We start from the raw sequence: 14439 nt of genomic DNA, 5'->3' as shown, positions 1-14439 counted from the left end.
GCAACCGCCTAAACCTCAACACAAGATGCCCCCAGTCTCTCCTGAGCGTCTCAACCGTCTTTCCAGTCCGTCAGGCCGTCTCTCCGACCCGTCAGCACCGCCTCAGCAGCGCCGGTGAAGGGGTATTTACGGATTAGGCTTCCGACCTGCAACCCCCATTTTGAAAAAACTTCACATTTCTCACAACGAATTCAATTAAATAAAATAAATCAGTTATTTAGTGGTTGTTTCGCGATTTTCGTCGGCCATTTCAGGTGAGGGCTCATCAGAAGAAGAGGGTGAAATCTGCACTTTGGCTGGAATCGTCGACCCCGACAGCAAACGACGACATCGATATCTATCTTGAGTCTTTCGATCGGCGCGGGTGAACCGCTTCGTTGAATGCCGAAGTACACTTGGAAACTGACTTCAGGTCACAATTGTTTTTTCACTCAATTGACGCAGTCTCAGGAAAGCCTGGCTCGGATGGCGAACAGCGGACCGGCGCAGTAATGGTTCTGATAGTAGGAAAGCCAACATGCAGTTCGACTATATCATCGTGGGCGGCGGGTCGGCAGGATCCGTTCTTGCAAACCGCCTTACCGAGAACCCGGCTTCACGCGTTTGCCTGCTCGAAGCAGGTGGGAACGGAAACGGCCTGACTGTCAGGGTGCCGGCAGCTGTCGTGGCAGCCCTTCCGGGACGACCCAAAATCAACAACTGGGCTTTTGAAACCATACCGCAACGCGGGTTGAACGGACGCCGGGGGTATCAACCCCGCGGTAAAGCACTGGGTGGTTCGAGCGCGATCAACGCGATGCTTTATGTCCGAGGTCAGCGGCAGGATTACGATGGGTGGGCCGATCAGGGCTGCGACGGCTGGGATTGGGACAGTGTATTGCCGTATTTCAAACGGTCCGAGAACAATGAGCTTGGCGCGGACAGCTGGCATGGTGACAAGGGCCCGTTACAGGTGTCACAGCAAAAAGAACCTCGCCCGATCACCCGCGCGTTCATTGAAGCCGTGCAGCAACTCCAACATCGCCACACTGAAGATTTCAACCGAGGCGATAACGAAGGTGTTGGGCTGTATCAGGTAACGCAGTTTCATGATCCGGCAAAGAATGGAGAGCGGTGCTCAGCGGCTGCGGGCTACCTGTTCCCGATTGCCAACCGCCCGAACCTGACGGTCATTACACATGCCCATGCGAAAAGGCTGGTCTTTCAGGGTAAGCGCGCAACCGGCGTTGTTTGCACGGTCAAAGGCAAAGAGGCAGACACAACCGTTACTGCCACGCGCGAAATTCTGTTATGCGCGGGTGCTTTGAAAACACCGCAACTGCTGCAAGTCTCAGGGGTTGGAGCAAGCGCTGATCTTGAACCGCACGGGGTCGCCGTTCTGCATGAACTACCGGGTGTGGGACAAAACCTGCAGGACCACCTCGACTTTACGCTGACCTACCGGACCAAAGACACAAACAACTTTGGGATCGGCGCGACAGCAGCGGTGCGACTGTTGAAGCACATCCATCAGTGGCGCAAGACCGGCGTGTCAATGGCGGCCACACCGTTTGCCGAAGGGGCGGCGTTCCTGAAAACCGCACCCGGGCTGGAGCGCCCGGATATTCAGCTGCATTTCACCATTGCAATGGTCGATGATCACGCGCGCAAACTGCATTACGGTTACGGGTATAGCTGCCATATCTGCAAGCTTCGTCCGGAAAGTCGGGGAACCGTTGGCCTTAGCAGCGATGACCCAATGGCAATGCCTGTCATTGACCCTGGGTTTCTTTCAGATGCGCGCGATCTGGACACCATGATCAAAGGCGCGCGAATGACTCGAGACATCCTGCAAGCGCCGGCTTTGGCCAAATATCGGCACAAAGAGATGTTCGGAACGGATATGGCGAAATCCGACGCCGATTGGGAGGGGCATATCCGCGCCCGCGCCGATACGATCTATCACCCGGTCGGCACCTGCAAGATGGGTACCGACGATTTGGCTGTTGTGGATCCCGAACTTCGGGTGCGGGGGATTGAGGGGCTGCGCGTGGTTGATGCGTCGGTGATGCCAACGCTGGTATCGGGAAACACAAACGCACCAACAATAATGATCGCGGAAAAAGCCTCGGACATGATTAAGGCAGCCGCGCAGTAAAGAACCTATCGGTCCTTCATCAGCGCCTCCAACCCCACCCGGTAGTTTGGGTAGATTAATTCGACACCCAATTCATCCTTGATCCGGTCGTTTCGGACGCGTTTGTTCTCGTTATAAAAACTACGCGCCATCGGTGTCAGGTCAGCTTCGTCAAATGAAACCGCCGGGGGCAGAGGAAGCCCCTGCAACTCGGCGGCATACCCGATGACATCCTGTGGCGGGACAGGCTCATCGTCGCATACGTTATATACACTGCCCGGATTCGGCCTTGTCATCGAGGCTTGCAGAACCTGCGCAATGTCATCCACGTGGATGCGCGAAAACACTTGCCCCGGCTTGATGATGCGCCGCAGCCCGCCGCGTGTGAGCTTGGAGAACGGCCCACGACCCGGGCCGTATATCCCTGCCAGACGGAAGATGTGAACAGGCAGGTCCGGAACGGCCGCCCATTGCTCTTCAGCCAGCATACGCCACTTTCCACGCTTGGCGGTCGGTGTTGGCGGGGTGTCTTCGTCAACCCAGCCACCCTGATGGTCGCCATAAACAGCCGTTGTCGATAAATAGCCCACCCAAGTGAACTGACTTGCCCGTTTGTGAATCTCATCGCCCAGCGCCGCCAGTACCGGATCGCCCGCCTCGCCCGGTGCTGTCGAGATCAGCAAATGCGTTACCCCACCCAAATTTGGGACCTCACCGGGCCAGATCAGCGGGTCCGCGCCAGAGGCACGTATTGCATCAGTGCCTTCGCTATCTCGTGTGGTGCCAAAAATCTGCCAGCCTTTCGGGGCAAGAACTCGGGAAAGGGCCTGCGCAGAATAGCCGTGGCCAAATGAGAAGAGTGACTTGGTCATGCCCCGTTGATGGGCTTCAGCGCACCGGGATGCAAGCGCCGCATGGACGCACTTGAATCGAATCTTCCGATGCGCCTTTCTGTGGATATGAGCAAAAAGAAACCAGACCTGCATTCTGCCTACGCGCTGAGCTCTCCGGACGAAAACAAACGCCTCTATGCGGAATGGGCCGGGGATTATGATGACAGCTTTGCCGCGCGTGAGGATTATCAGCTTCATATCCATACCGCACGGGCGTTTGTGGGCGCGGGCGGTCAGGGGCCGGTTCTGGATGTCGGTGCGGGAACGGGCCTGTGCGGCGCGGCGTTGTCTGGGCTTGGTGTTGGGCCGATTGATGCCACGGATATCAGTTCAGAGATGCTGGAACAGGCTATGCGCAAGGATATCTACCGGGACGCGATCGAGGCTGACCTGACCCATGGCATCCCGGTTCCGCCTGACAGCTACTCGGGCATCGTGTCATCTGGCACATTCACACATGGCCATCTGGGTCCCGAAGTATTACCCGCCCTGCTTCGCGTCGCACGGTCAGGCGCGACGTTCGCCCTGTCAATAAACGCCCGCCATTTCGAAAAGATGGGCTTCAAGGGCAAGCTGCACGAACTGGAACAGGATCAGATCCGCAACCTGACCCTGCCCGAGGTTCGCATCTACGGTGATCTTGCCGCGGGTCCAAACAAGGATGACACGGCCTTTATTGCATTGTTCGAACGGGTTTAGCCCCGGACAGAGCCAGCCGCGTCAGGTGTACATCTGCTTTTTGTAGGCCCGCGTGCGTGTTGTCGCCTCGGCCGAGCCATCGTGATAGGTGCCAAACCACTTGTCGAACGGAATTTCGGATGTGCCGTAGTTGCACTCGAAGTACCGGTGGTGGAGCTGGTGAAAAAAGTCGCCCGCCCGCGCGGCTTCGGTCTCACCGGCCTTTATCTTCTCGAACCCAGAATGGGACAGTATCGGGCTGACCTGCTGGAACGAGCTATGAAACAACACATGCAGTGGATGGGACGGCACGATCAGGTGGATGAAATACGTCGTGAAATACAGCATGTTTTCAAACCAGTGATTCGAAATCCCTGACCATGGCCCGGTATTGACATTGCGGTGATGGACCGCGTGCACGTGTTTATAAAGCCTGGGATGATGTTCCAGCCGGTGCACCCAGTAAAAATGCAGGCCGGACCACATGGGAATAAACAGCATCCAAACCACGAACCACACCGGTGCGCTGGCCCAAGTAATCGTCGGAACCCAGCCATTTGCCATCGACCAAAAGATGACCCACTGGTAAACAGTCGCCACCGTCATGGCGCTGCCCAGCGTCCACCAGATATTATCCCAGACCTGATTGCGGAATGTGAATGTTCCGTTGTCCCGCGTCAGGTCCCTGCGATCAAACTTTTTGTACATCCCCTGCCCTTTGCGCATGTACAGCCACCAGTGCAGGCTTCCTGCCACCAGAGTTTGCGGTACCAAGTTCAGCAGCCAGATCCGGAACATCCACCCGGGTGCAAAGCTTTTCATCGTCTCTAATGCAGGGAAAAAGAACGCATAGGCGATGACGGCCAAGGTCATGCACAGGGTCAGGGCGGTGATTTGCAACCATGCGCCGCTGTACCATTTTAGCACGGCCGCCGGACGTGGTGGCCAACTGAACAGCGGGTTGAGGCCCACTGGCCCGTCGGGGTGGTAATGCCAGCGGGCAGCTTCGGGGTCTTGAGCGGTATCTCGCATGTTGGTCACTCTGTCTTGCATTCAGGTTGCGTAATCCGAGCCTTCTGCATCAAGTATTTCCTTGATCGCTCGAAGATGCGCTTCCGCCTGATCGGGGTAGTCGTCCAGTTCCTGCGCTGTTTTCTCTGCAATCTCATCCGACAGCACCCGCAGGGGCAGGCCTGTTTGCAGTGCCCGGATGTATGTTTCGGCAGCGCGCTCGAAATAGTAGAGCCTGTTAAAGGTATCTGCAGGGTCACTACCCGTAATCAGAACCCCGTGGTTGCCCATGATCATGACCTTCTTCTTCGGATCAGCCAGCATCCCGGCGCACCGCTCTCCTTCGCTTTCAAAAGCCAACCCGCCAAATTCTTCGTCAACAACGTAGCGGTTGTAGAAGGTCGCGGTGTTCTGATCGATTGGCGGAAGCGTACTGTCGGCCAGTGAGGCCAGAACAGTTGCGAAAATCGAATGCACATGCATGACGCAACGCGCGTGCGGGCAGTGGCGATGGATCGAACCGTGCAGGCCCCAGGCCGTGGGATCAGGTGCACCGGGTTGGGACATCACATCCGGATCGTTGGCGTCCAACAACAACAGATCAGACGCGCGAATACGCGAGAAATGCGCCTGATTGGGGTTCATAAGGAACTGCGTCCCGTCTTTGTTCACAGCAAGACTGAAATGGTTGGCAACGGCTTCATGCATATTCAGCCGGGCTGTCCAGCGAAAGGTTGCGGCCATGTCCACACGTTCTGACCAATGATCGATGTTGGAACGAAGGTTGGTGAGACTCATGTGATGCGTCCTTTGATATCTTCGAATGACCAAAGCCTGCATTTGGTCCGGCAATTTGACCAACGAAAAAAACGCAACTATCCCATTAGCTGAACTTATGCCGGAGTTATGCCGATGCAAAACAAGCTTCCCCCGCTTGGCTGGCTGCGCACATTCGAAGCCGCAGCCCGCCACCTGTCATTCACTGACGCGGCGCGGGATCTGAACATGACGCAAAGTGCGGTTAGTCAGCAGATCAAATCGCTGGAAGGTCATCTGGGTCAGCCATTGTTCCTGCGACGCCCGAAGGCGCTTGAGCTGACAGAGGCCGGGATCACCTATTTGCCGGTGGTGCGCGAGGCGTTTCGGACGCTGATACGGGGCACTCAGGCGGTAACTGGCGCGCAACAGAATGCGGTCCAGGTGCAGTGCAACATCAGTTTCGCAGTGAACTGGCTGGCCCCGCGCCTTCCGTTATTTCGGGCGGAACACCCGGATGTTCAGCTGAACATCTTCACCGAGCTGTGGGAACCGCGCGAGATGGCCGAAGGCGCAGCGGTCGAGATCAGGTTTTCCCTTCGACCTTCGGATACAACCCGGACAGAAATGCTGCGCTCTGAATATTACTACCCCGTCTGCGCTCCGGGGTATCAGGTGTGCCTGCAAGACCTTCAGGAAAAACCTCTGTTCGACTGTTCCAACCTGTTGACCAACTGGGCGACATGGGCGGAAGATCAGGCTCTGAATTGGCAGAATCCGCCTATTACCTATGCGACAACCTATCTGGTTTGTTTATCAGCCGCGATGGCCGGAGGTGGCCTGTGCCTGGCCCATGATACCATCGCGGGTCACCTGATTGATCAGGGACGACTGATCGCACCATTTGAGCATCGCGCCCCGATGCCTGAGGCGTATTACCTGCTGCTCTCCCCGCAGGCTGAGGATACGCCCGGGGCGGTTACGTTTGCGAACTGGATACGGCGAGAATTCGGGTCCGAAACCTAAACTCGGACGGGTTCTTGCGCGCTGTCGACGCCTATGCCGACTTTTTAATGATCGGGCTGGGCAGATTTGCAGGATTGTGATCCGCCGACCGTAGTGAAGAACCGGGGTTGCACCCGCGCGCGCATTCGTGAAAGTTGAGCCATGGAAAACACACCCTTCCCAACTTGGCCCGATGTCGCCCCCCGATTGATCGCAGTTGCTGCCGGACGTGAGGCAGCAGATACGGTAATAAAGGGTGGGACTTGGGTAAATGTGCACAGCCGCGAACTGCTGCCGAACCATTCAGTTGCAATCGCGGCAGGCCGTATTGCATTTGTCGGTCCAGACGCCTCGCATTGTACCGGGCCAGAGACACAGGTTATCGACGCGCAAGGCCGCTTTGTCCTGCCCGGCTTGTGCGACGCGCATATGCACATCGAGTCGGGGATGCTGACCCCTGCCGAGTTTGCCCGCGCAGTGATCCCCCATGGCACAACCAGTATGTTCACCGACCCACACGAGATCGCCAATGTGTTGGGGCTGGACGGTGTGCGCATGATGCATGACGAAGCAATGATGCAGCCGGTCAACATCTTCACTCAGATGCCGTCCTGCGCGCCCTCTGCGCCGGGGTTAGAGACGACAGGCTATGAAATCACCCCCGAAGACGTAGCCGAGGCGATGAACTGGCCCGGGATCATCGGCTTGGGGGAAATGATGAACTTCCCCGGCGTGATTCACGGAGATTCCAAAATGCTGGCCGAAATTGCGGCCACGCAGCGGGCAGGCAAGGTCGTCGGCGGGCATTACGCATCCCCTGATTTAGGGCCTGATTTCGCGGCTTATGTGGCTGGTGGACCTGCCGATGACCACGAAGGCACCTGCGAAGCGGATGCCATCGCACGGGTCCGTCAGGGAATGCGGTCGATGATGCGGTTGGGCTCGGCCTGGTATGACATTGAAAGCCAGATTACCGCAGTCACCGAAAAAGGTCTGGATGCGCGCAATTTCATCCTGTGCACGGATGACTGCCACTCTGCCACGCTGGTCAACGATGGGCATATGAACCGCGTCGTGCGCCACGCGATTGACTGTGGTTGTGACCCGCTTGTGGCCCTGCAGATGGCGACGATCAACACCGCCACGCATTTCGGTCTGGAACGCGAGATCGGATCGGTCACGCCGGGACGACGGGCGGATATCATCCTCAGCTCTGACCTGACTGAATTGCCGATCGAACTGGTCATAGCGCGCGGACAGGTTGTTGCGGAACACGGGGTGATCAAGGTTGATTGCCCCCATCTGAACTGGCCCGACAAGGCACGTCGCACCGTTCATCTGAAGCACGCACTGACCTCGACCGATTTTGAGATCGCGGCGCCGACGGGCGCAAACAAGGTAAGGGCCAACGTCATTGGCGTGGTAGAAAACCAGGCCCCCACAAAAGCGCTGAAAGCCGAATTGCCGATTATTGGCGGGCTTGTTGAAGGTGAAGGAGACGTATGTCAGATCTCACTGGTCGAACGACACCGGGCGACAGGGGGCGTCACCAACGCCTTTGTCTCGGGGTTTGGGTATCAGGGGAAAATGGCCATGGCCTCGACCGTGGCACATGACAGTCACCACATGATCGTCGTCGGCACCGACCGTGAACAGATGGCGCTGGCCGCGAATCGACTGGCCGAGGTGGGTGGCGGTATCACGATCTTTAGGGACGGCCAGGAACTGGCGATGGTCGAACTTCCCATTGCCGGTCTGATGTCCGACAGCCCGGCCGCCGAAGTTGCGGCCAAGGCGGACAGGATGGTTCAGGCCATGCAGGAATGTGGCTGCAATCTGAACAACGCGTATATGCAACATTCGCTGCTGGCGTTGGTCGTCATACCGGAACTCAGGATCTCTGATCTCGGGCTGGTTGACGTGCGCACATTCGAAAAAATTGATCTTCTGGAACCTTTGGCATGACGACACTCCTGACACCTGAAGCCCTTTCGCCAAAACAATTCACCGATCCCGCAGCCGCAGTTGCGCGACTGGAGGAGCTTTACACTCAAGCAACGGAATTTCTGTGCCACAGCTTCTCGAAGGTGCTGCAAAATGGAGCACCAATAGCCAGATACAGAGCCTATTACCCCGAGATTCGCATAAAGACCTCGACTTATGCTCAAGTCGACAGCCGCCTGAGTTTTGGGCATGTGGCGGAGCCCGGTGTTCACGCTACAACCGTTACGCGCCCGGATTTATTCCGGTCCTACCTGACCCAGCAGATTGCCCTGTTGATCAAGAATCACGACCAACCGGTGACGATTGCAGCATCGGACACACCGATTCCGGTGCATTTTGCCGTGGCGCATACATCAGATCTGGTTGTGCCGCATCAGGGCGCGGCTGCGTTCACCCTGCGCGACGTGTTTGACGTGCCGGATCTGACGACCACGAATGACGACATCGTTAACGGTGTGCATGAAAATGAAGATGCCGTCGGACCCTTGTCATTGTTCACTGCCCAGCGCGTCGATTATTCACTTGCGCGACTGGCACATTACACAGCGACAGATGCCCGGCATTTTCAGAACCACGTTCTCTTCACGAACTATCAGTTCTATGTTTCGGAATTCGAAAACTACGCCCGCGAGCAGTTGGCTGATCCCAGCAGCGGGTACATCAGTTTTGTCTCGACCGGGAATGTCGAGATCACGCAGCCCGACGCAGAAATCGAGCAACCGCTGAAACTGCCCCAGATGCCAACCTATCATCTGAAGCGTGAAGATGGTTCGGGTCTTACTTTGGTGAACATCGGCGTCGGCCCGTCGAATGCCAAAACAGCGACCGACCATATCGCGGTTCTGCGCCCGCACGCGTGGCTGATGGTTGGCCATTGCGCCGGGCTGCGCAACACACAGGCATTGGGCGATTTCGTTCTGGCACATGCATATCTACGGGATGACAAGGTTCTGGATGATGACCTGCCGGTCTGGGTGCCCATCCCGCCCCTGGCCGAGGTTCAGGTCGCGCTGGAACGCGCCGTGGCCGAGGTGACCGAGCTTGAAGGGTATGAACTGAAGCGGATCATGCGGACAGGAACAGTTGCATCGGTTGACAATCGCAACTGGGAACTGCGCGATCAAACCGGGCCGGTTCAGCGCCTCAGCCAGTCGCGGGCGATCGCGCTGGATATGGAAAGCGCCACCATCGCCGCGAACGGCTATCGCTTCCGCGTTCCTTACGGCACTTTGCTGTGCGTGTCGGACAAACCCCTGCACGGTGAACTGAAGCTGCCGGGCATGGCGTCGTCCTTTTATACCACCCAGGTCAGCCGTCATTTGATGATCGGGATACGCGCCATGGAGCACCTGCGCGGCATGCCGTTGGAGCGTCTGCACAGCCGGAAATTGCGTTCCTTCGACGAAACTGCCTTCCTCTGACGCAAAAAAGCAACGTTTTCCCCATATTTTTAGGGGTTTTTACGCTACTATTCGTTGTGTTTGATCACAATATACCGTTACAGTTACGCGGTGAGGCCCTATAGATCGGGCACGTTAAGGAGACCAAGAAATGGCAAAACCTATGACAAAGACTCAGCTGGTTGCTGCTCTCGCTGAGGAAATGGGAACCGATAAGAAATCCGCGAACTCTGCGCTGGAGGCCATCACCGGCCTGATCACGCGCGAAGTTTCCGCAGGTGGTGCAGTAACCCTGCCTGGCGTCGGCAAAATCTACTGCCGCGAACGCCCCGAGCGTCAGGTCCGCAACCCGGCAACCGGTGAAACCTTTACCAAAGAAGCCGACAAGGTTGTTAAAATGACCATCGCGAAAGCACTGAAAGACAGCGTGAACGGCTGATCCAAAGCGCTTGGAACCATGTAAAGGGGTGGCGGTTACGCGGCCCCTTTTTTTGTGCCTAAATTTTACGTCCTACGGCCTGCGCAACTATATTATGAGGCATTAGTCTGTAACTATGGGCTACTATCCAACACTGGATGTCCCGGGCACGAATTTAAAGGACAACCCTTTGATTTCCTGCTTGGCCCGCTAAATCCCAGTTCTATGGAACAGGATATTACCTTCACGCGACTGCCCCTCGTCTCAGCGCCTGAGATACTGGCGCATATGAGGAATCCAATTATTGCCGAACACATGCCTCTCCTGACGCAGGACTGGGATGAGGAAACAGTCGCCAGTTTCATTCGCGCGAAAGAGTCGTGTTGGGTGCTGGACGGCCTTGGTCATTGGGCAATATTGCACCGCGGACAATATGTGGGATGGGGTGGTTTTCAAAAAGAAGGTGAAGAGTGGGATTTCGGATTGGTCCTGAAACCCAGTGCATTTGGACTGGGTGCCAAAATTGCACGTCAGGCCATCGCATTCGCAAAGCAGGACAATCGTATCCCGTTCGTAACGTTCTTGCTGCCGCCTTCACGCACGAAACTGCGCGCAATGACCAAACTCGGCGCGTATTTTGTTGGGCAAGTAGACTACGCTGGCCACAGCTTCCTCAAATATCGTCTCGACACGAACTGAAGTGAACGACAAGGAATGAGGACCGGATCGGGCAGCCCCCAAAAAGAGATGCGGGCCCCGATGTCGAGACCCGCATTTGGTACACTAGATTCAAGCAATCAGTGAATTGTCTCAACCTTGTGGAAGTCCAGATCACGGTCTTCCGGCATAGCGTCGATACTCATCACCTCTTTGCGTTTGGTGACAAGGATATAGGCCACGCAAGCCAGGTAGAGACCGACTACGACGGCTCCGATCCACTGGATTTGCAACCACTGACTCTGGAATAGCAGGGTCAGGACAAACAGCAGCGCGACGTTGCCAGCGACATAGGCCGCCTTGCCAAACCGTTCGGCGGTCATGTTCAGGTTGTCCGTATAGAGCCTAATCAGCGAGTCCAGCGAATTGATCACAAAGGTCACACCCACGATTACCATCGCGATATTGGTGATGCCTGCGGTGCTGATACCGTTCAGGTGGTAATAGTAAAGAACTATGAACCAGATCCCCAGTGGGATCGACGGGAAGATCAACAGCGCCGCCAGCAACTGCCACGTGGTCAGACCACCCACAAAGCGCGACGTAAACTGTCCGATCATGATCGACCATGCGAACCACCAGAACAGGTAGAAGGCATGATAATCGGTCAGCGGCAGGACAAACTTGTGCACATTCGTGAAATAGGCGCCAATGTTACTTCCGGTTTCGATAAACCCGGTCATTCCCATGCCAGCTGCCGCCCACATACCCAGAATCAGCGCAAGGAACAGGAAGGTCGAACCGACCGACAGGATGCGCACATATTTCAGGTCGGTCGATGAGTACGCCGCCGCCAGAATGACCACAAACACGATGACGTAGAAGGTGGTAACAACAGATTCGCCATCTCCGACCTCTGGCAGGTATCCAGGCAGGTAGATCAGGAACAGGCTCGCAGTGAACGCGCAAGTGCCGATGATGACCACGTTGTTGATCAGCTTGACCAGCGGGATCTCAAAGAAGTTCACGCGCGGTTCGATCACGCAGAAATAGAAGGCTGTCAGGAAGTAAAACGCCCAGATCAGAAACCCCCAGAATCCAAATTCGATCGCCAGCGGGTTGGCAAAGGCATAGGCCGGATCTTCGGCATAGCCACCAAATTCCGTCAGCGGGAACATGATCAGGCCAACATCCAGACCGGACGTAAACAGGATCGCGATGAATGTGAAAAGGTGAACAGGTGTCACGCCAACGCAGCGCAGGTTCCACCATTTCACGACGAAGAACGCGACCAAGCCCAATGCCAGCAGGACGCCAAAAGATAGAATGTACTCCAGAAGCACCGACAACCCTCCCTTGATATGTCAGATCCCGGAGCCGATAACTTTAATTGTTCAGTCAATCAATAAAAACATCCTCGTGACTTTCGTTGCATCACGGATGTGTCTTTTTTAACGCGCAGCGCTTGCGACCCATCACAAAATCGGGGACAGTCCGCGCAAAGTGACAGGGGGTCTCCATGGATCTGCGCGCCATAGCCATGGGGCTGACATTTGCCCTGATCTGGTCGTCTGCCTTTACCTCGGCGCGGATCATCGTGGCAGACGCCTCTCCTTTGTTTTCGCTAGCCCTGCGGTTTTTGATCTCAGGGGTTTTGGGGGTTCTGATTGCCCGGGCGATGGGGCAAAGCTGGCACCTGACCCGGAACCAGTGGCGGGCGACAATTCTTTTCGGTATCTGCCAAAATGCCCTGTATTTGGGTCTGAATTTTTACGCGATGCAAACGGTCGAGGCTTCGGTTGCGGCGATTATCGCGTCCACAATGCCCTTGCTGGTGGCGCTGGCAGGGTGGCTTATTTTTGGCGAGAAACTGCGCCCTCTCGGAGTTTTGGGGTTGTTTGCTGGATTCACCGGCGTCGCCCTGATCATGAGCAGCCGGATCAGTGCTGGTGTCGACATGTTCGGCGTCGCACTATGCGGCATCGGAGCTTTGGCGCTGACCTTTGCCACCCTCGCGGTTCGCGGCGCGACTTCGGGCGGTAACTTCATGATGGTCGTGGGTCTGCAGATGCTTGTAGGCTCAGCGACGTTGTTCGTGGCCGCGCCGATCTTTGAGACCATTTACATCCACCCGACGCTGCCACTGGCATTGGCGTTCACCTACACAACCCTGTTTCCTGGGCTGCTGGCCACGCTGATCTGGTTCCTTCTTCTGGATCGCATCGGCGCGATCCGCGCAGCCACGTTCCACTTTTTGAACCCGGTATTCGGTGTCACGATAGCGGCCATATTGCTGGGCGAGAAACTGGGCGCGATGGATGCAATTGGCGTTACAGTCACGACACTGGGTATTCTTGCTGTTCAACTGTCACGCCAACCTGCCGGCAAAACGACTTCGGCCTAACACAAGGGCCTATCTGTTTGCGTCAGACCGACCGCACGTCTGTGAGAGCTGTTTGAAATATCGCTTTGCTTTCTAGTCGGCAGCCCCCAGATAATGGCACAACCGTCAAATCAGCCGGAGGATCCATGACACGTTACACCAAAGACCCCACGGTTATTGCGGCACTTTCGCCCGAAGAATTTCACGTCACCCAACGCAACGGCACCGAACGACCGGGGACAGGCAAGTATTTGGAGAACAAGGAACCGGGTATCTACGTGGACATCGTGTCAGGCGAACCGCTATTTGCTTCGACCCACAAATACGAATCCGGATGTGGCTGGCCCAGCTTTACCAAGCCGATCATCCATGAGCATGTGGAAGAGTTTCGCGACACGACACATGGTATGATCCGGACCGAGGTTCGATCGAAACACGGCGACAGCCATCTGGGGCATGTCTTCCCCGACGGCCCGCGAGAACATGGCGGCCTGCGGTATTGCATTAACTCGGCCTCGCTCAGGTTCATCCATCGGGATGAGATGGAGGCTGAAGGTTACGCCGAATTCCTGATCCACGTGGAGGAAATCCAATGACTGAACAACGTGCTGTACTGGCCGGAGGCTGCTTTTGGGGTATGCAGGACCTGATCCGCAAGCTGCCAGGCGTCTTGCGGACCCGGGTGGGCTACACCGGAGGCGATGTGCCCAACGCCACCTATCGCAACCACGGCACCCACGCCGAAGGGATCGAGATCTGGTTTGACCCATTGTTGATCAGTTACCGCGACCTGCTGGAATTTTTCTTCCAGATTCACGACCCGACCACTGTCAATCGGCAGGGCAACGACCGAGGAATGAGCTATCGTTCAGCGATTTACCACGTCGACGAAGCCCAAAGAGCAACCGCCTTGGATACTATCGCAGACGTGAATGCCAGCGGCTTGTGGCCGGGAAAAGTCGTAACCGAAATCGAACCCGTCGGCGATTTCTGGGAGGCCGAACCCGAGCATCAGGATTATCTTGAGCGCATCCCGAACGGATATACCTGCCACTTCCCACGCCAGGACTGGGTTCTTCCCAAACGCGCCAGCGCCGCAGAATAAAGCACCACCTGCC

The 14439-nt window shown here is 56.3% G+C and carries 14 protein-coding genes; 10 read left to right on the top strand and 4 right to left on the bottom strand.

The window, feature by feature from the left end:
• The first annotated feature begins 517 nt into the window (after positions 1-517).
• Positions 518-2137 carry a GMC family oxidoreductase N-terminal domain-containing protein gene (locus I9188_RS12960; protein ID WP_209507006.1) on the top strand — a complete coding sequence of 540 codons (1620 nt, stop codon included), beginning with the start codon at positions 518-520 and terminating at the stop codon, positions 2135-2137.
• A gap of 5 nt (positions 2138-2142) precedes the next feature.
• On the opposite strand, the gene I9188_RS12955 is transcribed toward I9188_RS12960, so the two are convergent.
• Positions 2143-2988 (bottom strand): SDR family oxidoreductase, encoded by an 846-nt coding sequence (locus I9188_RS12955; RefSeq protein WP_209507005.1) that lies wholly within the window; start codon positions 2986-2988, stop codon positions 2143-2145.
• An 87-nt stretch (positions 2989-3075) separates the two neighbouring features.
• Between I9188_RS12955 and I9188_RS12950 the strand changes: the two genes are divergently transcribed.
• Positions 3076-3708, top strand: coding sequence for a class I SAM-dependent methyltransferase (locus I9188_RS12950; protein ID WP_209507015.1), 633 nt, complete (start codon positions 3076-3078; stop codon positions 3706-3708).
• 21 nt (positions 3709-3729) lie between these two features.
• Here the strand turns inward: I9188_RS12950 and I9188_RS12945 are convergent, their stop codons facing one another.
• Together I9188_RS12945 and I9188_RS12940 are read right to left on the bottom strand one after the other, a co-directional pair.
• Positions 3730-4740, bottom strand: a complete 1011-nt coding sequence (locus I9188_RS12945; protein ID WP_245223718.1) for a sterol desaturase family protein — start codon at positions 4738-4740, stop codon at positions 3730-3732.
• The gene (locus I9188_RS12940) at positions 4741-5496 is read right to left on the bottom strand and encodes a class II aldolase and adducin N-terminal domain-containing protein (protein WP_209507003.1); all 756 of its coding nucleotides are present in this window, start codon (positions 5494-5496) and stop codon (positions 4741-4743) included.
• A gap of 114 nt (positions 5497-5610) precedes the next feature.
• Between I9188_RS12940 and I9188_RS12935 the strand changes: the two genes are divergently transcribed.
• The 5 genes from I9188_RS12935 to I9188_RS12915 all read left to right on the top strand — a co-directional run bounded on the left by I9188_RS12935 (position 5611) and on the right by I9188_RS12915 (position 10980).
• Entirely contained in the window at positions 5611-6480 is an 870-nt protein-coding gene (locus I9188_RS12935; protein ID WP_209507002.1) for a LysR family transcriptional regulator, read from the top strand.
• Between the two features lie 141 nt (positions 6481-6621).
• Complete coding sequence (gene ade / locus I9188_RS12930; RefSeq protein WP_209507001.1) at positions 6622-8424, top strand: adenine deaminase; 1803 nt, start codon at positions 6622-6624, stop codon at positions 8422-8424.
• Positions 8421-9884, top strand: coding sequence for an AMP nucleosidase (locus tag I9188_RS12925; protein ID WP_209507000.1), 1464 nt, complete (start codon positions 8421-8423; stop codon positions 9882-9884). Before ade ends, I9188_RS12925 begins: the two co-directional genes overlap by 4 nt.
• A gap of 130 nt (positions 9885-10014) precedes the next feature.
• Positions 10015-10302: an HU family DNA-binding protein gene (locus I9188_RS12920; RefSeq protein WP_117871130.1), complete on the top strand. Its 288-nt coding sequence runs from the start codon at positions 10015-10017 to the stop codon at positions 10300-10302.
• A gap of 294 nt (positions 10303-10596) precedes the next feature.
• Positions 10597-10980 (top strand): GNAT family N-acetyltransferase, encoded by a 384-nt coding sequence (locus I9188_RS12915; protein ID WP_348540339.1) that lies wholly within the window; start codon positions 10597-10599, stop codon positions 10978-10980.
• A 98-nt stretch (positions 10981-11078) separates the two neighbouring features.
• Here the strand turns inward: I9188_RS12915 and I9188_RS12910 are convergent, their stop codons facing one another.
• Positions 11079-12275, bottom strand: coding sequence for a BCCT family transporter (locus I9188_RS12910; protein WP_209507013.1), 1197 nt, complete (start codon positions 12273-12275; stop codon positions 11079-11081).
• 182 nt (positions 12276-12457) lie between these two features.
• Between I9188_RS12910 and I9188_RS12905 the strand changes: the two genes are divergently transcribed.
• The 3 genes from I9188_RS12905 (at position 12458) to msrA (ending at position 14426) form a co-directional block, all read left to right on the top strand.
• Entirely contained in the window at positions 12458-13342 is an 885-nt protein-coding gene (locus I9188_RS12905) for a DMT family transporter (RefSeq protein ID WP_209506999.1), read from the top strand.
• Between the two features lie 125 nt (positions 13343-13467).
• Positions 13468-13917 carry a peptide-methionine (R)-S-oxide reductase MsrB gene (msrB, locus tag I9188_RS12900; protein ID WP_209506998.1) on the top strand — a complete coding sequence of 150 codons (450 nt, stop codon included), beginning with the start codon at positions 13468-13470 and terminating at the stop codon, positions 13915-13917.
• The gene (gene msrA / locus I9188_RS12895; protein WP_209506997.1) at positions 13914-14426 is read left to right on the top strand and encodes a peptide-methionine (S)-S-oxide reductase MsrA; all 513 of its coding nucleotides are present in this window, start codon (positions 13914-13916) and stop codon (positions 14424-14426) included. The genes msrB and msrA overlap by 4 nt, the downstream gene beginning before the upstream one ends.
• Positions 14427-14439 lie beyond the last annotated feature (13 nt).

It is taken from the genome of Ruegeria sp. HKCCSA071 (genome assembly GCF_017872555.1).
Lineage (GTDB): Bacteria > Pseudomonadota > Alphaproteobacteria > Rhodobacterales > Rhodobacteraceae > Ruegeria.
This window is presented reverse-complemented; position numbering and strand designations above follow the sequence as displayed.

Excerpts from the sequence above, each read along its gene's own strand:
- I9188_RS12960 (WP_209507006.1), top strand. The coding sequence starts at position 518 with ATGCAGTTCGACTATATCATCGTGGGCGGCGGGTCGGCAGGATCCGTT.
- I9188_RS12955 (WP_209507005.1), bottom strand. The coding sequence starts at position 2,988 with ATGACCAAGTCACTCTTCTCATTTGGCCACGGCTATTCTGCGCAGGCC.
- I9188_RS12950 (WP_209507015.1), top strand. The coding sequence starts at position 3,076 with ATGAGCAAAAAGAAACCAGACCTGCATTCTGCCTACGCGCTGAGCTCT.
- I9188_RS12945 (WP_245223718.1), bottom strand. The coding sequence starts at position 4,740 with ATGCAAGACAGAGTGACCAACATGCGAGATACCGCTCAAGACCCCGAA.
- I9188_RS12940 (WP_209507003.1), bottom strand. The coding sequence starts at position 5,496 with ATGAGTCTCACCAACCTTCGTTCCAACATCGATCATTGGTCAGAACGT.
- I9188_RS12935 (WP_209507002.1), top strand. The coding sequence starts at position 5,611 with ATGCAAAACAAGCTTCCCCCGCTTGGCTGGCTGCGCACATTCGAAGCC.
- ade (WP_209507001.1), top strand. The coding sequence starts at position 6,622 with ATGGAAAACACACCCTTCCCAACTTGGCCCGATGTCGCCCCCCGATTG.
- I9188_RS12925 (WP_209507000.1), top strand. The coding sequence starts at position 8,421 with ATGACGACACTCCTGACACCTGAAGCCCTTTCGCCAAAACAATTCACC.
- I9188_RS12920 (WP_117871130.1), top strand. The coding sequence starts at position 10,015 with ATGGCAAAACCTATGACAAAGACTCAGCTGGTTGCTGCTCTCGCTGAG.
- I9188_RS12915 (WP_348540339.1), top strand. The coding sequence starts at position 10,597 with ATGCCTCTCCTGACGCAGGACTGGGATGAGGAAACAGTCGCCAGTTTC.
- I9188_RS12905 (WP_209506999.1), top strand. The coding sequence starts at position 12,458 with ATGGATCTGCGCGCCATAGCCATGGGGCTGACATTTGCCCTGATCTGG.
- msrB (WP_209506998.1), top strand. The coding sequence starts at position 13,468 with ATGACACGTTACACCAAAGACCCCACGGTTATTGCGGCACTTTCGCCC.
- msrA (WP_209506997.1), top strand. The coding sequence starts at position 13,914 with ATGACTGAACAACGTGCTGTACTGGCCGGAGGCTGCTTTTGGGGTATG.